Annotated in this window: 17 protein-coding genes; 13 read left to right on the forward strand and 4 right to left on the reverse strand. The window is 60.6% G+C overall.

Annotated elements, in window-relative coordinates:
- Positions 1 to 59: 59 nt before the first annotated feature.
- Together AAFN47_RS07930 and AAFN47_RS07935 are read left to right on the forward strand one after the other, a co-directional pair.
- Complete coding sequence (locus AAFN47_RS07930) at positions 60 to 362, forward strand: DUF1244 domain-containing protein (RefSeq protein ID WP_499808659.1); 303 nt, start codon at positions 60 to 62, stop codon at positions 360 to 362.
- Positions 363 to 468: 106 nt separating this feature from the next.
- Positions 469 to 732, forward strand: coding sequence for a DUF2312 domain-containing protein (locus AAFN47_RS07935; RefSeq protein ID WP_499808660.1), 264 nt, complete (start codon positions 469 to 471; stop codon positions 730 to 732).
- Positions 733 to 762: 30 nt separating this feature from the next.
- Here AAFN47_RS07935 and AAFN47_RS07940 read toward each other — a convergent pair whose 3' ends face one another.
- Positions 763 to 2,445: a peptidoglycan L,D-endopeptidase MepK gene (locus AAFN47_RS07940; RefSeq protein WP_499808661.1), complete on the reverse strand. Its 1,683-nt coding sequence runs from the start codon at positions 2,443 to 2,445 to the stop codon at positions 763 to 765.
- 476 nt (positions 2,446 to 2,921) lie between these two features.
- On the opposite strand from AAFN47_RS07940, the gene AAFN47_RS07945 reads away from it, so the two are divergent.
- From AAFN47_RS07945 to AAFN47_RS07985, 9 genes are all read left to right on the forward strand, one after another.
- The gene (locus tag AAFN47_RS07945) at positions 2,922 to 4,754 is read left to right on the forward strand and encodes a M3 family oligoendopeptidase (RefSeq protein ID WP_499808662.1); all 1,833 of its coding nucleotides are present in this window, start codon (positions 2,922 to 2,924) and stop codon (positions 4,752 to 4,754) included.
- A gap of 88 nt (positions 4,755 to 4,842) precedes the next feature.
- The gene (locus AAFN47_RS07950; protein ID WP_499808663.1) at positions 4,843 to 6,288 is read left to right on the forward strand and encodes a homospermidine synthase; all 1,446 of its coding nucleotides are present in this window, start codon (positions 4,843 to 4,845) and stop codon (positions 6,286 to 6,288) included.
- A 101-nt stretch (positions 6,289 to 6,389) separates the two neighbouring features.
- Positions 6,390 to 6,752, forward strand: coding sequence for an outer membrane lipoprotein Omp10 (omp10, locus tag AAFN47_RS07955; protein WP_499808664.1), 363 nt, complete (start codon positions 6,390 to 6,392; stop codon positions 6,750 to 6,752).
- Between the two features lie 87 nt (positions 6,753 to 6,839).
- Positions 6,840 to 8,093, forward strand: a complete 1,254-nt coding sequence (locus AAFN47_RS07960) for a phenylacetate--CoA ligase family protein (RefSeq protein ID WP_499808665.1) — start codon at positions 6,840 to 6,842, stop codon at positions 8,091 to 8,093.
- Positions 8,094 to 8,269: 176 nt separating this feature from the next.
- Positions 8,270 to 10,204 (forward strand): 5'-nucleotidase C-terminal domain-containing protein, encoded by a 1,935-nt coding sequence (locus AAFN47_RS07965; protein WP_499808666.1) that lies wholly within the window; start codon positions 8,270 to 8,272, stop codon positions 10,202 to 10,204.
- 154 nt (positions 10,205 to 10,358) lie between these two features.
- Positions 10,359 to 11,444, forward strand: coding sequence for a ferrochelatase (hemH, locus tag AAFN47_RS07970; RefSeq protein WP_499808667.1), 1,086 nt, complete (start codon positions 10,359 to 10,361; stop codon positions 11,442 to 11,444).
- A 159-nt stretch (positions 11,445 to 11,603) separates the two neighbouring features.
- Positions 11,604 to 12,581 (forward strand): SPFH domain-containing protein, encoded by a 978-nt coding sequence (locus AAFN47_RS07975; RefSeq protein WP_499808703.1) that lies wholly within the window; start codon positions 11,604 to 11,606, stop codon positions 12,579 to 12,581.
- Between the two features lie 2 nt (positions 12,582 to 12,583).
- Positions 12,584 to 13,063, forward strand: a complete 480-nt coding sequence (locus AAFN47_RS07980) for an NfeD family protein (protein ID WP_499808668.1) — start codon at positions 12,584 to 12,586, stop codon at positions 13,061 to 13,063.
- Between the two features lie 78 nt (positions 13,064 to 13,141).
- Positions 13,142 to 14,650 carry an outer membrane beta-barrel protein gene (locus AAFN47_RS07985; RefSeq protein WP_499808669.1) on the forward strand — a complete coding sequence of 503 codons (1,509 nt, stop codon included), beginning with the start codon at positions 13,142 to 13,144 and terminating at the stop codon, positions 14,648 to 14,650.
- A gap of 10 nt (positions 14,651 to 14,660) precedes the next feature.
- On the opposite strand, the gene galU is transcribed toward AAFN47_RS07985, so the two are convergent.
- Positions 14,661 to 15,548, reverse strand: coding sequence for a UTP--glucose-1-phosphate uridylyltransferase GalU (galU, locus tag AAFN47_RS07990; protein ID WP_499808670.1), 888 nt, complete (start codon positions 15,546 to 15,548; stop codon positions 14,661 to 14,663).
- Positions 15,549 to 15,762: 214 nt separating this feature from the next.
- On the opposite strand from galU, the gene AAFN47_RS07995 reads away from it, so the two are divergent.
- Complete coding sequence (locus AAFN47_RS07995; protein WP_499808704.1) at positions 15,763 to 16,980, forward strand: lytic murein transglycosylase; 1,218 nt, start codon at positions 15,763 to 15,765, stop codon at positions 16,978 to 16,980.
- Between the two features lie 51 nt (positions 16,981 to 17,031).
- On the forward strand, positions 17,032 to 18,225 hold the full coding sequence (locus tag AAFN47_RS08000) for an SGNH/GDSL hydrolase family protein (RefSeq protein ID WP_499808671.1): 1,194 nt from the start codon (positions 17,032 to 17,034) through the stop codon (positions 18,223 to 18,225).
- 3 nt (positions 18,226 to 18,228) lie between these two features.
- Here AAFN47_RS08000 and AAFN47_RS08005 read toward each other — a convergent pair whose 3' ends face one another.
- On the reverse strand, positions 18,229 to 19,683 hold the full coding sequence (locus AAFN47_RS08005) for a glutamate synthase subunit beta (RefSeq protein WP_499808672.1): 1,455 nt from the start codon (positions 19,681 to 19,683) through the stop codon (positions 18,229 to 18,231).
- 53 nt (positions 19,684 to 19,736) lie between these two features.
- A complete protein-coding gene (gltB, locus tag AAFN47_RS08010; RefSeq protein ID WP_499808673.1) occupies positions 19,737 to 24,458 on the reverse strand; it encodes a glutamate synthase large subunit in 4,722 nt (1,573 codons plus the stop codon).
- Positions 24,459 to 24,616 lie beyond the last annotated feature (158 nt).

Here is a 24,616-nt window from a genome sequence, read left to right on the forward strand (position 1 = left end):
CGACCTTGCGGCACTATCTTCCAGGTCAAGGAAACCCCTCAAACTGCAGGAGGCTCGTCATGACGGAACTGACCGAAGAACAGCGCATCAAATTGGAAGCCGCGGCTTTCCGGACACTCGTGAACCATCTTCGCGAACGCGCCGACGTGCAAAACATAGACTTGATGAATCTGGCCGGATTTTGTCGAAATTGCCTGTCCAACTGGTATCAGGACGCGGCTCGGGACGCCGGTATAGACCTGAGCAAGGAAGCGTCGCGGGAAATCGTCTACGGCATGCCCTACGACGAATGGAAAGCCAAACACCAGACGGAGGCGACGGGGGAACAGAAGGCGGCCTTCGCCTCCCGCCACGAACATTGACGCCCGCGTCTTCCCATAGAACACGGGACAGGCGCGAAAACGCACTTGACGGAATTCTCCGTAGCGTGCACCTGACACCACTCACATTTTGTACAGGAGTCGCCCAATGTCCGAAGCTCACGGTGTCGCGCGTGATCATCTTCGCTCTTTCGTCGAGCGGATCGAACGGCTTGAGGAAGAAAAGAAGACGATCGCCGACGATATCAAGGAAGTCTACGGCGAAGCCAAGGCGACGGGATTCGACACCAAGGTTCTTCGCCGCGTCGTCTCGATACGCAAGCAGGACCAGGATGAGAGAATGGAACAGGAAGCCGTTCTCGACACCTATCTGGCCGCGCTTGGCATGATCAGCGCGCCTCCCGAAGAATAAAAGCAGCCAAAATCGGTTTTGGCGCCGCCGTCAATTGGTGACGCTGAAACGGGCGACCGTCAGGAAGTTGACCGCGCTTCCGGAGAAGCTTTCCGCGCTGGCGATCGTATTTTCCGTAGAAAAGCCTGTCAGATGAACAGTGTGCGGCGCTTCGCGGAGATGGGCCGACACCAGTTGCGGCGCAACGATTGCGTTGCCCTGCGTTTCGACCCGTTCCGACGTGATGCTGCGTTTCGACGCGAGTCCGGCGGTCAGGACCGGAGACGTGTTAACCACATATTTCGGCGAGGCGTCGCCAGACGCCCGCGCGCGGCGACCACTCTTGCCGCCCGTCGATTGACGAGCGCTCGCTGCGATCGCCGCCGCCATAACATTTCGTTCGCTTTCGGACTGCGCCGCGGACGGCGGAGCCAGTGCGATCTCCGCTCCGGCCTGAGGCTGTCCGCCGGACGTGTCGAGCGCGCCCCGGATCGGGCTTTCAGGAAGCGGTATCTCGAAGCCTGCCCGCACAGGACGCGGCGTCGGAACGCCGGCCACCGAGGCGACCTCGACCGTTTGCCTGTCAGGCCGCGTCGTCGGCATTGGCACATAAGCCAGCGCCGGCGAGCCGGAATCCTCGATCTGCACCGGCATCGGAAGCCCGTTTTCGGAGGCTCTGATTATCCGGTCTACATCCGCCGAAGCCGCGCTTCGCGCAGGCGTCAGGCTGGCCACCTTGATGGCGTCGGTGCCGTTGACGCCGGCGTCATCGGGCCGCATGGCCGCGAGCGCCTCGGCTTGCGCGCCAACCGGGACCGGAACCAGCGGGACGCCGCCATTGTCGCCATTGGCCGCTCCGGCGTCGGCGAGCGCCAGTTGAACGCCGCTGGATGAAAGCGCGGGTCGCGAGCGCGGAACCGGAACATAGGCGAGTTCAATCTCTTCGTCGTCGTCCTCGGGTTCCGCCTGCGCCACCTGCGACGCAGAGGACCGCTTCTGGCGCGCAGGCGCCTTGTCCTCATCGTCGCCGCGATTAAACAGACCGGCCAGCAGACCGCCGCCGCCGCCACTGCTGCTTCTGGCGCCGCCTCCGGCGACCTGGATACTACTCGACGTCACGCGTTTCTTGTAGTCGGCGAGCGCCTGGTCGTACCCTGGTAGCGGCTTGCCGTCGGACGGCAAATGCAGCGTCTTGCCCTGAGGAAACACCTGTACGAGTTCCTTGCGGCTCATGCGCGGCCAGGCGCGCACGCTGCCGGTGTCCAGATGCAGGAAGGGGGAGCCCGATCGCGGATAGTAGCCTACGCCGCCGACCTGGAACTTCATGCCGAGTTCGCGCAATTTTTTTAGCGGCACGTCCGGAATGAAAAAGTCCATCGCCTTGCCAAGTGTGTGCTGGCTCTTCTTGGCGACGCCCGAAGAGCGTTTGCGCAGCATGGCGTTGGTCTGCGGCGAACGATAGGCGGAGACGACGTGGATTTCGGCTTTCGAGCCACTGGCCTGATAGACTTCCCAGATCAGGTCGAACAGCCGCGGATCCATCTTTGTCGGCTCATTGCGGCGCCAGTCGCGCAGGAACCGGTTGAGTTCGTTCAGACCACTCTGGATGTAGCGGCCATTCTTCTTGTAGGTGATGGAAGCATGTTCTTTGGTGTGCAGAAAATAGAGCTTGAGCGTACGGGTTTCGGCCGCCGCGGCGCTTGTGAGAACGCCAAACAGGAGTGCGGCTGTCACCGCGGCCGCGATCGCCCTGCAGACTTTCACTCCGTAATTTATGGTCGCGCCCCTAAGCAATCTTCTTCAGATCCCCGCATCCCCGCTTTCGGTCCAGACTGGCTGATTTCCGAAAAAATTCGTCACAACAAAACCCGATACATATTACCCGAGCCGGCCTAGGATCGTATCCGCCCTGCACTCGAAATGCGTTCACAGCATGGCAAACAGGTCACACTCGGTTTCAACTGACATTTATAGTGAACAAACAACTAACAAGTCGTGAATTATACCGGTACTATCTGCTCGATTCGAGTTTGGCCGGGTGAAACCAGCTAATTCAGCTATGGATTTATGTCAATTTTGTCGAATTCGCAATTCGGCGTCCGTGGAAAACCCGAGTCGAGCCGTTCATGTAAGCTGCACTACCGCAACCGGGGGCGAATTTGAGACAAATGAGTGCAACCAGCATACGGACTGTGGCGGAACATCGGAACATGGTGGCCGACGGAGCGCCGGCCTCGCACGAGGCCGGTAGTCTCGGACCCTTGCCGGAGTGGGACCTCTCCGATCTCTATACCGGGCTCGACTCTGACGCCCTGCGCAGCGACATGGAGGCCGCCTCCCGCCGTTCTTCCGCTTTCGAGGAAAAATGGAAGGGCAAACTCAAGGCCGCCGCCGCCGAAACCGGCGACAAGGGCCTCGGACAGGCGATCGTCGAATATGAAAAGATCGAGGAACTGCTGGGACGCATCATTTCCTTTGCGAGTCTTTTCTATTTTTCCAACACGACCGATCCGGCGCGCGCCAAGTTTTTCGGCGACACGCAGGCGAAGATCACCGACATAAGCAGCAGGCTTCTGTTCTTTTCACTCGAGATCAACCGGATCGACGACGCCGACATCGATGCGGCGATCGCCAACGACGAGCGAACCGCGCACTATCGTCCTTGGCTCGTCGATCTCAGGATGGACAAGCCATTTCAGCTCGATGACCGCACGGAACAGCTCTTCCACGAGAAATCCATAACCGGCCACGCAGCCTGGAACCGGCTCTTCGACGAAACGATGGCCGACCTGCGGTTCACGGTCGATGGCGAAACGCGCGCCCTCGAGCCGACGCTGAACCTGCTGCAGTCGCCGCAGGGCGAGACGCGTCGAAAGGCTGCTGAAGCCCTGTCCGCCACCTTCGCCGAAAACATCCGCACCTTCACGCTGATCACCAATACGCTGGCCAAGGACAAGGAGATTTCCGACCGCTGGAGAGGTTTCGAAGACATCGCGGACGGCCGGCACCTCGCCAATCGCGTCGAGCGCGAGGTGGTGGATGCGCTCAGCTCATCGGTCGTCGCCGCCTATCCGCGCCTGTCGCATCGCTATTACGCGATGAAAGCGCGCTGGCTCGGCATGGATGTGATGGATTTCTGGGACCGCAATGCGCCATTGCCGGAATCGCCGCAAACGCTGATCGAATGGGACGAGGCGCGCGGCACCATTCTCGATGCCTACGGACGTTTCGACCCGCAGATGGCGACGATCGCCGAGCGTTTTTTCGACCGGAACTGGATCGACGCGCCGGTGCGCGAGGGCAAGGCTCCCGGCGCATTCGCGCACCCGACCGTGCCGTCTGTTCACCCCTATGTGCTGCTGAATTATCTCGGCAAGCCGCGCGACGTGATGACGCTCGCCCACGAACTCGGACACGGCGTTCACCAGGTGCTGGCCGCCCAGCAAGGAGCGCTCATGGCGCAGACGCCGCTGACGCTGGCGGAGACGGCTTCGGTGTTTGGGGAAATGCTCACGTTCCGCGCCCTTCTGGACCGAACGACCTCGCCGCGGGAACGCAAGGCCATGCTGGCGCAGAAGGTGGAGGACATGATCAACACCGTCGTCCGCCAGATCGCCTTCTACCAGTTCGAGCGAAAGGTGCATCTGGAGCGCCGCGAAGGCGAACTCACATCGGACCAGATCGGAGAATTATGGCTGTCGGTGCAGGCTGAAAGCCTAGGGCCAGCGATCCGCATAACGCCGCAATACAGCACATTCTGGGCCTATATTCCGCATTTCATCCATTCGCCCTTCTACGTATACGCCTATGCGTTCGGCGACTGTCTGGTCAATTCTCTCTACGCGGTCTACCAGAACGCCGAATCCGGCTTCCAGGAAAAGTATATGGAGATGCTGAAGGCCGGCGGCTCCAAGCATCATTCCGAGCTGCTGGCGCCGTTCGGGCTGGACGCAAGCGATCCTGCCTTCTGGGACCGGGGCCTTTCCATGATCGAAGGGCTCATCGACGAGCTCGAGGAACTCGACCGCTCGCTCTCCGCCTGACGATCCGTCGGCATTGACGCAACTCTCTGCTTCCATGCGGCGTTGAATCGTGGTTAAGCAACCGCCAGGCAAACCAGGAAGGAAACTGATGTCAGAGGTCGATTATCCCGTTTACGCAGAGATCACAGGTCCGATCGTCATGATCGGCTTCGGATCCATCGGACGCGGAACGCTGCCGCTCATCGAACGCCATTTCAAATTCGAGAAGAGCCGCATGGTCGTTGTCGACCCCAGCGACGCCGACGCCGGCTTACTGGCCAAGAAAGGTATTCGCTTCGTGCAGGAAGCAGTGACCCGCGACAATTATCGCGATCTGCTCGGACCGCTGCTGACCGAAGGCGAAGGACAGGGCTTCTGCGTCAACCTTTCCGTCGACACCTCGTCGCTCGATCTCATGAAATTCTGCCGCGAGATCGACGTGCCCTATATCGACACCGTGGTTGAACCCTGGCTCGGCTTCTATTTCGACAATACGCTCGGCAACGCGGCCCGCACCAACTATGCGCTTCGCGAAACGGTGCGGAACGAAAAGACGGCGAACCCGGGCGGCGCGACAGCCGTCTCCTGCTGCGGCGCCAATCCCGGCATGGTGTCGTGGTTCGTCAAGCAGGCGCTGGTCAATCTGGCGAACGATCTCGGGATCGCATTCGAGGAACCTGCGCCTGAAGACCGCGAAGGCTGGGCCGCCCTGATGCAAAAAGTCGGTGTAAAGGGCGTCCACATCGCCGAACGCGACACGCAGCGCGCCAAACACCCCAAGCCTCTCGACGTTTTCTGGAACACCTGGTCCGCCGAAGGTTTCATTTCAGAAGGACTGCAGCCCGCCGAACTCGGCTGGGGGAGCCACGAAAAGTGGAAACCGGACAACGCGAAAGAACAGGAAACCGGCTGCAAGGCGGCGATCTATCTCGAGCAGCCGGGCGCCAATACGCGGGTGCGCACTTGGTGCCCGACACCGGGCGCGCAGTACGGCTTTCTCGTAACCCACAACGAGTCCGTCTCGATCGCCGATTTCTTCACGCTGCGGGACGACAGCGGAAACGTCGTCTTCCGGCCGACCTGTCACTACGCCTATCATCCGGCCAACGACGCCGTTCTTTCGCTGCACGAAATGTTCGGCAATGGCGGCAAGCAGCAGCCCAAGCTGCATGTCCTCGACGAAAACGAGATCGAGGACGGGATCGACGAACTGGGCGTGCTTCTCTACGGGCACGAACGCAACGCCTACTGGTTCGGGTCACGCCTTTCAGTGGAAGAAACGCGCGAACTCGCCCCCTACCAGAACGCCACCGGCCTGCAGGTCACGTCCGCGGTGCTCGCCGGCATGGTCTGGGCACTGGAAAATCCGGGCTCGGGCATCGTCGAAGCCGACGAGATGGATTACCGACGCTGCCTCGAAGTGCAATTGCCCTATCTCGGACCCGTGGAAGGCCACTACACCAACTGGACGCCTCTGACCGATCGCCCCGGACTTTTTCCGGAAGATATCGACGAAAGCGATCCCTGGCAGTTCAGGAACGTCCTGGTTCATTAAAGAGCGATGAACCTTTTGACCGGCCGGACGTTGCCGTTCACGGGTGTCTGGTGGTATTGATAGGCGAGGCGTCGAACGTGAGATCCAGAGCGGAGGCACCCATGCGGCATTGGTCGAGGACACTGACACTTCTTTTCATGACGGCGGCTCTCGCCGCCTGCCAATCGAATTTCGGAGGCGGGCCACGCAATGATCCGAACTCCATCGAGGGACAATGGTTCGATCCGAACGGGATCCTTTCCACGTTCTCCGACGGCCAGTTCGAAACCCGGACGACCGATACGAACACCCTGCTGGCGACAGGCAAATACACCTATACGGGTCCGCGCGTCGTCCAGATCGACCTCCGTTCCCTGGTGCGCAACACCAGTTCCAAGGTGAACTGCTCCCTCGCTTCGCCATCAAGGCTCAATTGCACGTCGAGCACGGGCAGCCAGTTCACGCTGACCCGTCGGACAGCCTGAGGAACACCTGCTCGCCGAAGCGCTGTACAGACGGTGTGAGACCGGCTACCGATACGACATGAGAGACGAAACGGGAGGAGCCTCGTCTTGACCGCCTATTTTGACGCGCTGGAAACGCGCGAGCCTGCAGTCCGTGAAAAGGACCTGTTCGAAAAACTGCCGTCTTTCCTGGCCCGCGCCATGACGCAGGCGGAAGGTTTGAAGAGGTGGCTAGGGGACATAGATCCACAATTGATCGACACTCGATCGGCGTTGGCTTCTCTTCCGGTTTTGAGAAAACAGGACCTCATGTCCGCGCAGGCCGATAAGCCGCCTTTCGGCGGCTTCGCGGTCGCCGACGCGCTGCGGGGCAACCGGGTGTTCATGTCGCCCGGCCCGGTCTGGGAGCCGCAGGGCTTCGACGCCGATCCGTGGCAGGCGGCCCGCGCGCTGTTCGCCGCCGGTTTTCGCGCCGGCGACATCGTCCACAATGCATTTTCCTATCACATGACTCCGGGCGCGTTCATACTCGACGAGGGCGCCCGCGCTATGGGATGTCTGGTGTTTCCCGCCGGCGTCGGCAACACTGACTCCCAGGTCGAGGCGGCCGCCAAATTGCGCCCGACGGCCTATACGGGAACGCCGGACTTTCTGAAGATCATGCTGGACAGGGCGGTGGAAAGCGGACTTGACCTGTCTTCCATCACTCACGCCATGGTCTCCGGCGGCGCGCTCTTTCCATCCCTGCGCGACGAATATTACCTGCGCGGCATCAAGACGCTGCAGTGCTACGCAACGGCCGATATCGGCGTGATCGCCTATGAAAGCGCGGCCGGGGACGGCGCGCCTTATCCAGGCATGATCCTGAACGAAAACCTCATTCTAGAGATCGTGCGGCCGGGCAGCAGCGAGCCTGTGGCCGACGGCGAGGTTGGAGAAGTCGTCGTCACCTGCCTCAACGAAGCCTATCCGCTGATCCGGTTCGCCACAGGCGACCTCTCGGCTGTCGTCGAAGGCCCCTCGCCCTGCGGAAGAACGAACACGCGCATTGCCGGCTGGATGGGACGCGCCGACCAGCGCACCAAGATCAAGGGCATGTTTGTCGATCCGAAACAGGTCGACGCCGTCATGAAGCGGCATCCCGAAATCGCCAGGGCGCGACTGATCGTGCGCCGCACCGACAATCAGGACAGCATGTCGCTGCATGTGGAAGCGGGAAGCGGTGCGGACCTGGACGCGGCGTCGATTTCCGCGACCTTGTCGGACGTCACCCGGCTCAAGGGCGACGTGGTCAGCGTCGCGGCCGGAAGCCTTCCCAATGACGGCAAGGTCATCGCAGACGAGCGCAATTACGAAAACTGAGTTTCGCCGCAGACAGGCTTGAGTTTCCGCGAAATCGGTAAGAGAATACGGCCGCGACGCGGTTGTCATGCAAATGCAAATTGCGTGTGACAGTAACGGTGCGAAGCACTCAGGCGGTAATGCGTGACGCTCGTGTCCGTCCGCCCTCCAAGGAAGACCTTAACAGGGAGATATCAATGAACAGGACCATGTTACGCGCGCTGCTTTCGGCCGCCGCTCTGGGGCTTGCCTCAGGCAGCGCCTGGGCTGACTACGAACTCAACGTGCTACATTTCAACGACCTGCACAGTCGCATCGAACCAATTAACAAATACGATTCGACCTGTTCCCCGGAAGACGATGCGGAAGGCAAATGCTTTGGCGGCGCAGCGCGCCTGAAAACAGCCATCGACGAACGCAAACAGGCCCTCGACAACGTGCTGGTTCTGAACGCCGGAGACAATTTCCAGGGTTCGCTCTTCTACACGACCTACAAGGGCGACGCCGAGGCTGAATTCCTGGACATGATGGATCAGGACGCCATGGTTCTCGGCAACCACGAATTCGACGACGGCGACCAGGTGCTGGCTGATTTCGTCGCCAAAACCGATTTCCCGATTATCTACGGAAACACGCTGATCGGCGCCAACAGCCCGCTCGCCGGCACGCGGATGGTTGAATATGTGATCAAGGACGTCGGCGGCGAGAAGGTCGGCATCATCGGCGTGGTGGCCGAAGACACCGACGTCACGTCCTCGCCGAGCGACGCTGTCCTGTTCATGGAGCCGGTTCTCTACCTCATGGAAGCCGTCGACAAGGTCAAGGAAGCCGGCGCCACCAAGGTCATCGCGCTGACCCATGTCGGTCTGCCGGTCGACAGGAAGATTGCCGCCGAAGTTGACGGCATCGACCTCATCGTGGGCGGGCATTCGCACACATTGCTATCGAATACGGATGAAAAGGCGGCCGGCCCCTACCCTGTGATGGTGAAAAACGAGACGTCCGGCAAGGACGTTCCGATCGTCCAGGGCTACGCCTACAGCAAGTATCTTGGCGAGATCAAACTGGTGTTCGACGACGACGGCAACATCAAAAGCGTCTCCGGAGACCCGATCCTTCTCGACGCCAGCTTCAAGCCGAATGAAGCAATGCAGAAACGCATCGCGGAACTGGCTGCTCCCATCGAGGACATGAAAAAGGAAGTTATCGGAGACACATCCGCCACAATCAACGGTGAACGCACTACCTGCCGTTCCCAGGAATGCGAGATGGGCAATCTCGTCTCTGACGCCATGCTTGACCGGGTCAAGAGCCAGGGCATCCAGATCGCCATTCAGAACGGCGGCGGTTTGCGCGCCTCGATCGATCAGGGCGAGGTCACCATGGGCGAAGTCCTCACCGTGCTTCCGTTCCAGAACACCCTGTCGACTTTCCAGCTCAAGGGCTCAGACGTCAAGACCGCCCTTGAAAACGGCGTCAGCCAGTTTGAAGAAGGCGCTGGCCGCTTCCCGCAGGTCGCCGGGCTGAAATACAGCTTCGACCCGTCCAAGCCTGCCGGCGAGCGGATTTCCGACGTCATGGTGGAAGGCAGCGACGGCAGCTATGCGGCCATCGTGGACGACACGACCTATGGCGTGGTTTCCAACAACTTCATGCGCGGAGGCGGCGACGGCTACAGCGTCTTCGCAACAGCCGGCATGAACGCCTACGACTACGGCCCGGGCCTTGAGCAGGTCGTGGTTGACTATCTCGGCGAAAACAATCCCTACAAGCCGTATGTCGACGGGCGCATCACGGAAGTCTCCGCTGCCATGGAGCCGAAGACTGACGAGTCCATGAAAGACGAGATGAAGTCCGACGCCGCGACGATGGAAAAGGACTCCGAGGCCGCCTCGGAAACTGTCATGGAAAAGACAGAGGAAATGGCCAAGGAAGGCATGGAGAAGGTCGAGGAAGCCGTCGAATCCGCGACCACCCATGTGATTTCAGCCGGCGACAGCCTCTGGGCCCTGGCTGAAAAATACTTTGGCGACGGCAAGCAATGGAAGTCCATCGCCGACGCCAATCCGGGTCAGAATCCGAATAAGCTGGAAGTCGGAAGCCAACTGACGATCCCAGCCAAATCGAACTGACCGACAAACAAGCGTTCTTGATGAAGCGGCCCGGGATTTCCCGGGTCGCTTTTTTTGAATCCTGCGGCATTTTCCGTGAATGCTTGAAATTGCGGCGGCGGCCCATATTTTGGCCGAGTCAGCACATCAGAATCATTTTAGACAGCGAAATCCCATGAACCCGACCGAAACGACCGCCACGCGCCATCTCCCGCAAGAGCATCCCGCTGTGGCTTACGGCAAGGTCGGCGTGCTTCTAGTCAATCTCGGCACTCCGGACGGAACAGACTATACGTCGATGCGCCGGTATCTGCGTGAATTCCTGACCGACAAGCGCGTCATCGAATGGCCGCGCGCCTACTGGTATCCGATCCTGTTCGGCATCGTCCTCAACACCCGTCCGGGAAAGGTCGGCAAGGCCTACGAGATGATCTGGAACAAGGACAAGGACGAAAGCTATCTGAGGACCTACACCCGTAGCCAGTCGGACCTGCTTGGCAAGATGCTGGCGGCCGAAGACGGGGTCGTCGTCGACTGGGCCATGCGCTACGGAACTCCATCGATCGAGGAACGCATCAACGCCCTCAAGGAGGCCGGATGCGAACGGATCCTGCTGTTTCCGCTCTATCCGCAATATGCGGCGAGCACCACGGCGACGGTCAACGACAAGGCTTTCGAAGCCCTGATGAAGATGCGGTGGCAGCCGGCGCTACGCGTTTCGCCGCCCTACCACGATGATCCGGTCTATATCGAAGCGCTGGGCAAATCGATCATCAGCCATCTCGCTACGCTCGACTGGGAGCCCGAAGTGGTTCTGGCCTCGTTCCACGGAATACCGAAATCCTATCTCGAAAAGGGCGATCCCTATCACTGCCATTGTCAGAAAACGACGCGCCTGCTGCGCGAATTTCTCGGCTGGCCGGAAGACCGGCTGAAGATCACCTTCCAGTCCCGCTTCGGGCCGGAAGAATGGCTTCAACCCTACACGGACAAGACGGTTGAAACGCTGGCCAAGCAAGGAGTCCGCAATATCGCGGTGCTCAATCCGGGCTTCGTGTCCGACTGCCTTGAGACGCTCGAGGAGATCGCGGAACAGGCGATGGAGAGCTTTCACGAAAATGGCGGTGAAAACTTCACCCATATTCCGTGCCTCAATGACAGTGAGGATGGAATAAAGGTCCTGGAAACGGTGGTTCGTCGTGAATTGCAGGGCTGGATCCAAAACAGCGCCAGGGATGGGAAAATCGAAGTAACCGATTGATATTATTCAACTGAAAATATCGGCAAACATCATATTGTAACCATCCGTTGCATTACCCATCTTTAAGGTATGTCGGTTAAACACATTTCGTGACCATCAGTCGTCGCTTAGGCCTCCATCGGCCCGCGCGCAACCGAGGATTTTGACATGCTACCACCCCTGAGCGGCTTTGATATCGCCGTAATCGTCTTTCTCGTTCTCGTGCTTCTGGTTCTCTACGCAAGCGTCAAGACGGTCTCTCAGGGCTATAATTTCACCGTGGAGCGCTTTGGCCGATATACCCGCACGCTTACGCCGGGCCTCAACCTGATTGTGCCGTTCATCGACAGGATCGGCGCACGGATGAACATGATGGAGCAGGTCCTCGACGTTCCCACCCAGGAAGTCATCACCCGCGACAACGCCAGCGTCGGCGCGGACGCCGTCGCCTTTTACCAGGTGCTCAACGCCCCGCAGGCCGCCTATCAGGTCCGGGAGCTTGAATACGCCATCCTGAACCTGACGATGACCAATATCCGCTCGGTCATGGGATCGATGGATCTGGACGAATTGCTGTCCAACCGCGACGCCATCAACGAGCGGCTGCTGACGGTCGTCGACGAGGCCGCAAGCCCCTGGGGCATCAAGATCACGCGCGTTGAAATCAAGGACATCAATCCGCCGACCGACCTCGTCGACGCCATGGGCCGGCAAATGAAGGCGGAACGTGAAAAGCGCGCCGAGGTTCTGGAAGCCGAAGGCGCGCGCAACGCGCAGATTCTGCGCGCGGAAGGCGCCAAGCAGGCCGCCATCCTCCAGGCCGAAGGCACGCGCGAGGCGGCGTTCCGCGAGGCCGAAGCACGCGAGCGGCTTGCCGAAGCGGAGGCCGCCGCCACACGCTCCGTCTCCGAAGCGATCGCACAGGGCGACGTCCAGGCGATCAACTACTTCGTCGCGCAGAAATACACCGAGGCGCTGGCCTCGATCGGCACGGCCAACAACCAGAAGATCGTCCTCATGCCGATGGAAGCATCGTCGCTTATCGGCTCCCTGGGCGGCATCGGCGCGATCGCAAAGGAAGTATTCGCCGACGGGCCTGGCGGGCAGGCCGCATCGGCGCGTCGTTCCGTTCCCTCCACCGGCCAGCGGACGGACTGACGATGTTCGATTGGATCGCAACGCAACTCGGCCCCTGGACATGGTGGGTGATCGGCCTTCTTCTTCTGGCGATGGAAGTCGTCATTCCCGGGATTTTCCTGATGTGGTTCGGCATCGCGGCCATCATCGTTGGCAGCCTGTCGCTGATGCTGTGGACCGAATCCTACTGGATCTGGCAGATGCAGGTGATCCTATTCGCGGTTCTCGCCGTGATATCCGCGCTGATCGGGCGGCGCATGATCGGGGGGCAGGACGACGTATCCGACGAGCCGCTGCTCAACCAGCGCGGCGCGAGCCTGATCGGCCGAACCGCAACACTGAAGGCGCCCATAAACGAGGGGCGCGGCCGTATTCATCTCGACGACACGACCTGGGTTGTCAATGGTCCGGATCTGCCCGTCGGAAGTCGCGTCCGCATCGTTGCAAGCACCGGAAGCACACTCAAGGTCGAGCCTGTGAGCGAGATCTCCGCGCCTGCCTGAAACGTCTTTCCGTAAGGAAGCCTTAACCACAAAGCTTTACGGTTTGGGAAGATTTGTTCCCCTTGTTTCAGGCCGTAAATGGTTGCCACATCGCGCGTTTTCTGGATCGGGAGGCTGGCGGCCCTGCCGCCGGCCGTGGCGTTTTGCGTCCTTGTCACCGCATACCCTGCGTCAGCGCAGCAGGCCGACGACACAGACCAGCTTCTCAGGGGAGTGATCGAGTATGACGGCCGCTCCGGCGCGCAACGCCGACGGGCCGAGCGGATAGCCGTGGATGAAGAAGAACAGGCGAACGAAGAGCAGGAGCAGGCGGACGGCAGAGCCGGCGACACGGCAGCCGGGCTTGACGACACCACAACCGGAGCCGTCGAAGCGGTTCAGAGAACCGGACCTGTGCAATGGTTCGGCCGAAACAATCCGACCCAGCCGACCGTTGACATCGTCGTCCGCCAGCCGGACCCCGATCCCTACGCCGCAGTCGGTATGCGGATTGGAACCTTCATTCTGCGGCCAACGCTCACACAACAACTGGGTCATGAATCCGTTCTCGATGGAGATGCGCAGACTGCGCGCACTTTGAGCAGGACAACGCTAGCCGCAGAACTGGCGTCCGACTGGTCTCGCCACCAGTTCAAGCTTTCCGCCGAGCAGGTGATCGACATCACCCTTTCCGGCGACGGCCCCGAAGACCCAAGCACGTCCGTGGACGCCGAGTTGCGGCTGGACATTTCATCGACGACGACCGCCAATCTGTTCTTCGGTTATGATTTCAGACGCGAGGATCAGACAGACGCCAATTCGGTCGAGAACGCGATCGCGCAATCGGACATCCACTCCTTCGAGGGCCGCGCAGGACTGGAACACTCCTTCGGCGCCTGGTCCGGCCGCGCTGCCTTCACCGCGATACGATCGACTTATGGAGACGTCGAACTCGAAGACGGAGAGGAACTTTCGCAATCCGAACGCGACAACAACAGCTACCGGATGGTGCTGCGCGCAGGCGCTGACAACGGCGCCGTCTTGCGGCCCTTTGCGGAGGTCGAGGGAACCCTCATCGACTACGACGAAACTGAGGACGAGAACGGCTACCGCCGTTCATCCAACGGCTTTGCGCTCAGAGCCGGCGCGGTCTTCGATCGCGGCGAGAAATGGAACGGAGAACTTTCGGCCGGTTACATCCAGCGCAACTACGATGATCCGAGGCTGGAGCCGATCGGCGCTTTCGCAATCGGCGGCTTCGCCAACTGGTCCCCGGAACGCGACACGGTCGTCAGGCTGGGACTGAACACAAGCATTGAGGATTCAACGACGGCCGACGTGTCCGGGTCCGTCTACTATTCCGCCTCGGCCGGCATCACCCGCAAGGTGCGCGAGAACTTCATAACACGGATGAGCGGACAGTTGGGATGGCGGCGCTACTATGGCGACCTGCCTGACGAAACCGTCATCGTGGCGGGAGCCGGCTTCACCTGGTGGCTGAACCGAAATGTCGGCATCGACGGGGAGGTCAGTTACGAAAAGACCCTGTCCGAAGACACCGACAATGACGACATCTATGTCGGTCTCGGCATGAAATTCCAGCGCTGACGCACCCGCGCTACAGCTCGGCGATCATCCGCCGTATGTCGCCCTCGACCTTGTGGCGAATGTCTTCACGCAGCAGCGCAAAGGAGACGTTGGCCCTTATGAAGCCTTCCTTGGAGCCGCAGTCGAAGGTGCTGCCCTGGAACTTGTAGCCGGCGAACTGCTGATCTTTCGCGAGATTGAGCATGGCGTCGGTCAGCTGGATTTCATTGCCTGCGCCCCGCTCCTGTCTCTCAAGGATGGAAAATATTTCCGGCTGCAGGATGTATCGGCCGTTGATGAACCAATTTGACGGCGCAGTGCCCGGCGTCGGCTTCTCTACCATGGATGTGATACGGAACCCTTCGTCCGATATCTCATCGCCGATGCCGACGATTCCGTAGCGATGGGTCTCCTCTTCCGGCACTTCCTCGACGGAGACGACATTGCCGCCGACCTTTTCATAAAGCTCGATCATACCGGTCAGGCAGCCCTTCTTGTCCTGCATGACCATGTCGGGAAGAAGCAGCGCGAATGGTTCGTCGCCGACAAGTTCCCGTGCGCACCAGACCGCGTGACCCAGCCCGAGCGGCTCCTGCTGGCGGGTGAAGCTGGTCTGGCCCGCCTGCGGCTGCAGATCCTGAAGATGACCCAGTTCGTCCAGCTTTCCGCGGTCGCGGAGCGTGTTGTAGAGTTCGATCTGGATATCGAAATGGTCTTCGATAACCGCCTTGTTGCGGCCGGTCACGAAAATGAAATGCTCGATGCCGGCGGCGCGCGCCTCGTCGACCACATACTGGATGACCGGCTTGTCAACGACTGTCAGCATCTCTTTCGGGATCGCCTTGGTCGCCGGAAGAAAGCGCGTTCCGAGCCCCGCCACGGGGAAAACCGCTTTCCTCACCTTTTTCTGTTCAGCCATGTCGCCACCTTTCATACAAACTCTATCCGACCATTTTAATAAATCACCGACGCGACGATTCAACCGTTAATCCACACCGCCGCCGGGCGCATGGTTAAGAATTTATTGATCCGTGATACATATTGTAGGGGGTCAATGCGCGGAAGAGCGCCATGATTACGCCTTCCGGACGCACTATGGAACGAGGAAAGTTCAAGCGGAATTCACCATGTCGATGACGATTCGGAAACGGACAATCCCCCAACTCGCCCTGATCCTGTGCGCGATCGTCCTGCTGCTTGCGCCCGACATCGCCAGGGCGGACGCCGGTTTTCAGCGCTGGATACGGGACTTCTATCCCGTGGCGGCGAAATCCGGAATCAGCAAGAAGACATATGACCGGGCCTTTGCCGGCGTTACGACGCCGGACCCGGAAGTCCTCCGCAAAGCCCGTTATCAGCCGGAATTCAAGCAGGACGCCTGGAGCTACATCGATTCGCGCGTTCATGATGAAAGCGTTCGTAACGGGCAGGCCTTCGCCCGTAAATACAACCGGACGCTCTCGCAGATTGAAAGGCGCTACGGGGTTGACCGGTCCGTGCTGATGGCCATCTGGTCGATGGAGTCGAGTTACGGCAACGTCTTCAATTACCCCGAACGGCTGCATTACGTACCCCGAGCTCTCGCCACGCTGGCCTACGCCGATCCGAAACGCGCCAAATTCGCCCGGAGCCAATTGATCGCCGCCTTGAAGATCCTGCAATCCGGCGACATCCGGCGCGAGCAGCTGTCCGGCTCATGGGCCGGCGCAATGGGCCACACCCAGTTCATTCCGACGAGCTACCAGGCCTTTGCGGTAGATTTTGACGGCGACGGCCGGCGCGACATTTGGAACTCCGTACCGGACGCCCTGGCGACGGCGGCAAACCTTTTGAAGAAAAACGGCTGGCGAACTGGACTGACCTGGGGATACGAGGTCAAAGCGCCGCGCGGCGCAAGCAAGTATGAAGGCACCCAGCGCACGTTGTCGCAATGGGCGAAGCTCGGCTTCAAGCGACCCGACGGCAGACCCTTTCCCCGTCCTGGCGAGAACGCCGTGCTGAAAATGCCGGCCGGAACCAGTGGTCCCGCCTTTCTCATGATCCGGAACTTCTTCATCATCAAGACCTACAATAATTCGGATTCCTATGCGCTCGGCGTCGGGCTGCTCGCCGACCGCATTGCAGGTTATGACGGCCTGAAGCAGCACTGGCAGCCGCCAAAAGGCGCGCTGTCGATGGACGAGAGGCGAGAGATTCAGGTTCATCTGAAGAAGCTCGGCTATTATGACGGCGAGATCGACGGCAATATCGGATCCGGCTCCCAGCAGGCCATCAAGGACTATCAGTCCAGGCTGGGCTTGACCGCAGACGGTGTTCCATCGCAGAATCTGCTGAAGACGCTGCGACGCTGAACCGAAAAGTAAACAAAGGGTCCGGGAAGCAGTTCCCGTGGAGTATGACCCATGCGCATGTTCCTTACGAGATCATTGTTGTGCCTGATCGTCGCCATTGCGCCGTTGTCGGCGGCGATCGTCGTCGTCCCATCGCAGCCCGCGCAGGCGCAGGAAGAGACAAAGCGGCGCACGGTCATTGATTTCCTTTTTGGTCCACGTAGGCTTCTCAAGCGCAAGACCAGCCGTCAGCCCGCCTACGAACAGCCGAGGCGGGTCCGGCCGCAGCAGCGCAGCGTCCGACGCTCTACATCCCGCGGAACAGCCGCGCCAGCCGTGGAAACCGTCGAGAAACTGGATAATGCGCGCAAGATCCTCGTGGTCGGGGATTTCATGGCGAAGGGCCTCTACGACGGACTGAAGGTCGCTTTCGCGCAATCACCGGGCGTTCGCGTTCTGGAGGAGACCAGCGGGTCCTCCGGCCTGGTGCGGGACGACTATTTTGACTGGCCGGAAAATCTGCCCGGCTTTCTCGAGGAACATCAGCCGACGATCGTCATCGTCATGATCGGATCGAACGACCGCCAGGAATTGCGGCTTCCGGAAGGACGGCTCGCGGTGCGCTCGGAAAGCTGGGTCAACGAATATTCAAAACGCATTGGCGAAATCTCGCAAATCATCCGCGACCGCAATCTGCCCCTGATCTGGGTCGGGTCTCCCTCATACAAATCGTCGTCGATGTCCGCTGATATGGCGGCTATCAATGACATGACGCGGACGGTCGTCGCCGAGACGGGCGGCGAATTCGTTGATATCTGGGAGGGATTCGTCAACGAGAACGGCCAGTTCGTTTTCACCGGGTCTGACATCAAGGGCCAGCAGGTCCGGCTGCGGACTTCGGACGGCATCCGCATGACCCGGGCCGGTCGTCGCAAGCTCGCCTTCTATACCGAAAAACCGTTGCGAAAACTTCTCGGCAGCGCCGCGGGTGAGGATGTTGAGCGGCTCCAGGGCGACAATTTCCCCGAATTGCTGCTGTCCGGCCTGCATACGGACCAGATCATACGCACCCCACCGATTGCGCTGATCGATCCGATGCTGGACGGTGGATCGACGCTTCTGGGCAGCGCCGACGACCTCGCAGCCGAACACGAAACCCCGACCGTGCGCGAAGAACTGGTCCTGAAGGGCCTGCCCGCAGCTGCGCCCGCCGGACGCGCCGACGATTTCCGATGGTCGGAGAGCGACGACAAGGCCCGACAATAAGTCCTACAGCGGCAGGCTGGTTTCACCCATCAGCTTGAGGTCGATGGCGCGCGCGGCCTGTCGCCCCTCGCGGATCGCCCAAACGACAAGCGACTGACCGCGGCGGATGTCGCCCGCAGTCCAAAGTCCCTCGACGGAGGTTTCATAAGTGATGTCGTCCGCAGTGACGAAGGTCGAACTCCGACGGTCGACGCCGATATCCAGACGGTCGCCAAGGTCAGCGATCACACCGGAATCGAATGGCCCGCGAAAGCCGATGGCGATGAACGCCAGATCAGCCTTGATGATGAATTCGGTGTCGGCGACCGGCTGGCGCTTTTCGTCCACCTGGCAGCACTTCACACCGGTCAGGACGCCGTCTTCGCCGACGAACGCGATCGTGCCGACCTGGAACTCGCGAACCGCGCCTTCCGCCTGTGACGAGGAGGTGCGCATCTTGGTCGCCCAATAGGGCCACACGGCCATCTTGTCTTCCTTCGCAGGCGGCTGCGGACGGATATCGAGCTGTGTGACCTTGACCGCGCCCTGGCGGAAGGCCGTGCCGACGCAGTCGGACGCCGTATCGCCGCCGCCGACGACCACGACATGCTTGGCGCCGGCAAGGATCGGCGCCGACGGCCAGCCGACGGAATCGATGTTTTCCCGCGCCACGCGCTTGTTCTGCTGGACGAGATAGGGCATCGCATCGTGAACGCCCTGCAGGTCGCCGCCAGGAATGCCGGCGTCGCGCGGCTTTTCCGAACCGCCGCAGTAAAGCGTCGCATCGTATTTTTCGAGCAGTTCGTCGACCTTCACGTCGACGCCGACATTGACGTCGCAATGAAAGGTCACGCCCTCGCCTTCCATCTGCTCGGCGCGCCGGTCGATGAAATGCTTTTCCATCTTGAAGTCCGGAATGCCGTAGCGCATCAGACCGCCGGGTCTGCTTTCCCGCTCGTAGACATGAACGTCGTGACCGGCGCGCGCCAGTTGCTGCGCGGCGGCCATTCCAGCCGGACCGGAGCCGATGACGGCGACGCTCTTGCCGGTCTTTCGTTCGGCCGGACGCGGAACGACATAACCCATTTCATAGGCCTTGTCAGCCAGCGCCTGCTCCACCGTCTTGATCGCCACCGGTATATCTTCAAGGTTGAGCGTGCAGGCCTCCTCGCAAGGGGCGGGGCAGATGCGGCCCGTGAACTCGGGAAAGTTGTTCGTCGAATGCAGATTGCGGATCGCCTCTTCCCAGTCGCCATTGTAGACGAGGTCGTTCCAGTCAGGAATCTGGTTGTGGATCGGACATCCGGTCGGGCCGTGACAAAACGGAATGCCGCAATCCATGCAACGCGCCGCCTGCTTGGCCACCTCAGAATCCGACATCGGAATGGTGAATTCCCGAAAGTGGCGGATGCGGTCGGACGCCGGCTGATACTTGGCGACCTGACGGTCGATCTCGAGAAATCCTGTAACTTTACCCATGACTTTTCCTAGCGCGAACTGAAAGACTGTAACCGTTGACGAAGGGCGGCCGCCTATTCGGCGGCGACGCCCATGCGCATACGCTCCATCTCTTCCAGAGCACGACGGTATTCTACGGGCATGACCTTGCGGAATTTCGAACGATAGTCGGCCCAGTTGTCGAGGATCTCCTTCGCCCGTTCAGACCCGGTGTAATGCAGGTGGTTGGCGATGAGCTGATAAAGACGCTCCTGGTCGTGGCCGGTCATGTCGCCGGTCACGTCCACACGACCCTTGTGGGCCAGGTCTCCACCGTGGTGATGCAGTTCCTCGAGTATGTCGTCTTCTTCCGGCAGCGGCTCAAGCTCGACCATCGCCATGTTGCAGCGCTGTTCGAAATCCCCGTCCTCATCGAGCACATAGGCGACCCCGCCGGACATGCCGGCCGCAAAGTTGCGGCCCGTCTGGCCGATGACGACGACCACGCCGCCTGTCATGTATTCGCAGCCGTGGTCTCCCACGCCCTCGACGACGGCGATCGCTCCGGAGTTACGCACGGCGAAACGTTCGCCGGCGACGCCGCGGAAATAGCACTCGCCCTCAATGGCGCCGTAAAGCACCGTGTTGCCGACGATGATCGATTCTTCGGGAACGATCTGAGCGTCCTCCGGCGGCCTGATGATAATTCGGCCACCGCACAGGCCCTTGCCGACATAGTCGTTGCCGTCGCCTGACAGATCGAAAGTGACGCCGCGGGCGAGGAACGCGCCGAAGGACTGGCCTGCGGTTCCGGTCAGGCGGACGGAAATCGTGTCGTCCGGCAACCCCTTGTGGCCGAAGCGCCGGGCGACCTCGCCCGATAGCATCGCGCCGGCGGACCGGTCGACGTTACGGATCTGCGTGTCGATCTCGACCGGCGTACGGCTTTCAAGCGCAGGCGCCGCCTCCGCGATCAGCTTGCGGTCCAGCACATCCTCGATCGGATGATTCTGACGCTCGGTCCAGTAGGTTTCGGACTTCTCGGCTTCCGGCTTGAAGAACACCTTGCTGAAATCAAGCCCTCTGGCTTTCCAGTGGGTGATGAGATCGTCTTTCTCCAGAAGGTCGAACTGTCCGATGATGTCGTCGATCTTGCGGAAGCCCAGCGACGCCAGGATTTCACGCACTTCCTCCGCAATGAAAAAGAAGTAGTTGATGACGTGCTCAGGCGCGCCCTTGAAACGCTTGCGCAAAACCGGATCCTGTGTGGCGATGCCCACAGGACAGGTGTTGAGGTGACACTTGCGCATCATCAGGCAGCCGGCAGCGATCAGCGGCGCGGTCGAAAACCCGAATTCGTCGGCGCCGAGAAGCGCACCGATGATCACGTCGCGGCCGGTGCGCAATCCGCCGTCGACCTGGAGAGGAACGCGCGAGCGCAGACCGTTCAGCACTAGGGTCTGGTGTGTCTCCGCAAGCCCCATCTCCCATGGCGATCCGGCGTGCTTGAGCGACGTCAGCGGCGACGCGCCCGTGCCGCCATCATAGCCGGAAATGGTGATATGATCGGCGCGCGCCTTGGCGACGCCGGCGGCGACCGTGCCCACGCCGACTTCCGAGACGAGCTTGACCGAAATATCGGCGTATTCGTTCACGTTCTTGAGGTCGAAGATAAGCTGGGCCAGATCCTCGATCGAATAGATGTCGTGATGCGGCGGCGGCGAAATGAGCCCGACGCCGGGCGTCGAATGCCGCGTCTTGGCGATCGTCGCATCGACCTTGTGGCCGGGCAACTGTCCGCCTTCGCCGGGCTTTGCGCCCTGCGCGATCTTGATCTGGATCATGTCCGAATTGACGAGATACTCCGTCGTCACGCCGAACCGTCCGGAAGCCACCTGCTTGATGGACGAGCGTTCCGGATTGGCCGTTCCGTCCGGCAACGGCAGATAGCGATCCGGCTCTTCGCCGCCCTCGCCGGTATTCGACTTGCCGCCGATCCGGTTCATGGCGATGGCGAGCGTCGTATGCGCTTCACGGCTTATCGAGCCGAAGGACATGGCGCCCGTTGAAAACCGCTTGACGATCTCGGACGCCGGCTCGACCTCGTCGAGCGGAACCGGCTCGACGCCGCGGGCCTGCGCGTCGCGAATCCGAAAGAGGCCACGAATCGTATTCATGCCCTCGGCCTGCTCGTTCACCATTTTGGCGAACTCGCGATAGGTGTCACGGGCGTTGCCGCGAACGGCGTGCTGCAGGAGCGCAACCGAATCGGGCGACCATGCGTGGTTCTCTCCGCGTATGCGATAGAGATACTCGCCGCCAACCTCGAGCGCATTCAGAAGCACGGGATCATTGCCGAAGGCGCGCGTATGACGCTGGTGCGTCTCCACGGCGAGCTCTTCCAGACCGATTCCCTCGATCGTGGTCGCCGTCCCGGTGAAGAACTTGTCCACGAAGGCCGTCGACAGGCCGACCGCGTCGAAGATCTGGGCGCCGCAATAGGACTGATAGGTCGAAATGCCCATCTTCGACATGACCTTCAACAGACCCTTGTCGATCGCCTTGATGTAGCGCTCGACCGTTTCCGTCGAATCGACCGCGGCCGGGAACTCGCCCTTGCGGTGCATGTCCGCCAGCGTGTCGAAGGCAAGATAGGGGTTGATCGCTTCGGCGCCGTAGCCGGCGAGAACCGCAAAGTGATGGACTTCCCTCGGCTCTCCGGATTCCACAACAAGACCAACGGACGTGCGCAGTCCCTTGCGGATCAGGTGGTGATGTACGGCGGCCGTCGCCAGCAGCGGCGGGATCGAGATCCGTTGCGCCGAGATGAGCCTGTCCGACAGGATGATGATATTGTAGCCGTTCTCTACCGCCTTCTGCGCGCTCAGGCACAGTGACTTCAGAGCGATGCCCATATGGTCGGGACCGGAAGCGACGCGATAGGTGATGTCGAGCGTCTGAGTCTGGAACTGGTTGTCTGAGATCTCGCCAATTTCGCGGATTTTTTCCAGGTCCTCGTTGCTCAGGATCGGTTGGCGCACTTCCAGCCGCTTGCGACTGGCGAGCCCCTCCAGATCGAACAGATTGGGGCGCGGTCCGATGAAGGAGACGAGGCTCATAACCGATTCCTCACGGATCGGATCGATCGGCGGGTTCGTGACCTGGGCGAAATTCTGCTTAAAGTAGGTGTAGAGCAGTCGCCCCTTTTCAGACAGGGCGGAGATCGGCGTGTCGGTTCCCATGGAGCCGAGCGCTTCCTGTCCGGTCGTCGCCATCGGCGCCATCAATATCCGCAGATCTTCCTGCGTGTAGCCGAAGGCCTGCTGGCGATCGAGTAGCGACGCCTGCGCGCGAGTCGCCGGCACGCCGGCGACAGGCATGTCTTCCAGCACGATCTGCGACCGCTCGAGCCACGCGCCATAGGGATGCGCATTGGCGAGCTGCCGCTTGATCTGCGCGTCAGAGACGATCAAGCCTTCTTCCATATCAATCAGCAGCATCTTGCCGGGCTGGAGCCGCCACTTGCGCACGACATGCTTCTCCTCGACGGGCAGCACGCCGGCTTCCGAGGCCATGATGATCCGGTCGTCGTCGGTGACGATGTAGCGCGCCGGCCGCAAGCCGTTGCGGTCGAGCGTGGCGCCGATCATGCGTCCGTCGGTGAACGCGACGGCGGCCGGGCCGTCCCACGGCTCCATCAGGGCGGCGTGATATTCATAGAAGGCCTTGCGGTCGTCATGCATCAGCTTGTTGCCGGCCCAGGCTTCCGGGATCAGCATCATGACGGCATGCGGCAGCGAGTAGCCGCCCTGGACCAGAAACTCCAGCGCGTTGTCGAAACACGCCGTGTCCGACTGACCTTCATAGGAAATCGGCCACAGCTTGTTGATATCGTCGCCGAACAGCGGAGAACTGACAGACGCCTGACGCGCCGCCATCCAGTTGACGTTGCCACGCAGTGTGTTGATCTCGCCGTTGTGGGCGACCATGCGATAGGGATGCGCAAGTTTCCATGACGGGAAGGTGTTCGTCGAAAAACGCTGGTGAACCAGAGCGACGGCCGATTCAAACCGCGGATCCTTCAGATCCTGGTAATAGGCGCCAACCTGATAGGCCAGGAACATGCCCTTGTAGACAATGGTCCGGCTCGACAGGGAAGCGATGTAGAAGCCGTTGTCCCGTCCTTCGGTCTCCTCGTGGATCCGGTTCGAAATCACTTTGCGAAGTATGAACAGCCGGCGCTCGAAATCCTCGTCATCCGTGATGTCCGGACCGCGAGCGATAAACACCTGGCGATGCCAGGGTTCGGTCGCCACGATGTCCGGAGCCTTGGACAGCGATGAATTGTCGACGGGCACGTCGCGGAAACCGAGCGGCTTCTGGCCTTCCGATTCCACCACGTCAGCGATGATTTTCTCGATATGCAGCCGCAATTCGTGATCCTGCGGCATGAACAGATGCCCGACCGCGTATTGCCCGGATTCCGGCAGCGCGACGCCCATGGCGGCCATCTCTTCACGATAGAGCCTGTCTGGAAGCTGGACCAGCATGCCTGCGCCGTCGCCCATGAGCGGATCGGCCCCAACGGCCCCGCGATGGGTGAGGTTCTCGAGCATGCGCAAGCCGTCCTCGATGATTTGATGGGACTTCTCGCCGCGCATATGCGCAATGAACCCGACGCCGCACGCGTCGTGTTCCTTTGCAGGGTCGTAAAGCCCCTGCCTGGCCGGGAAAGCGGCGTTCTCGGCACGTTTGACGTCAGCCGTTCCGGCTGGCCTGCGTGTCCGTATTGCCTTCGATGGCGTTGCGTGCGTCATCTCGCTTCCTCCTGCCGTTTCCTCCGACCTTCGGAGGGCGTCCTTTACGTCCGTGCCGGACATCTCCGGTACAGATAGTTCCATGCGGCGAATTTCTGCAATCAGCCGATTGAGGAATGCCGACGCCGCCCGATTCCGTATCGAGGCGACTGACATTC

This window comes from Hoeflea sp. CAU 1731, from assembly GCF_039888615.1.
Taxonomy (GTDB): domain Bacteria; phylum Pseudomonadota; class Alphaproteobacteria; order Rhizobiales; family Rhizobiaceae; genus Flavimaribacter.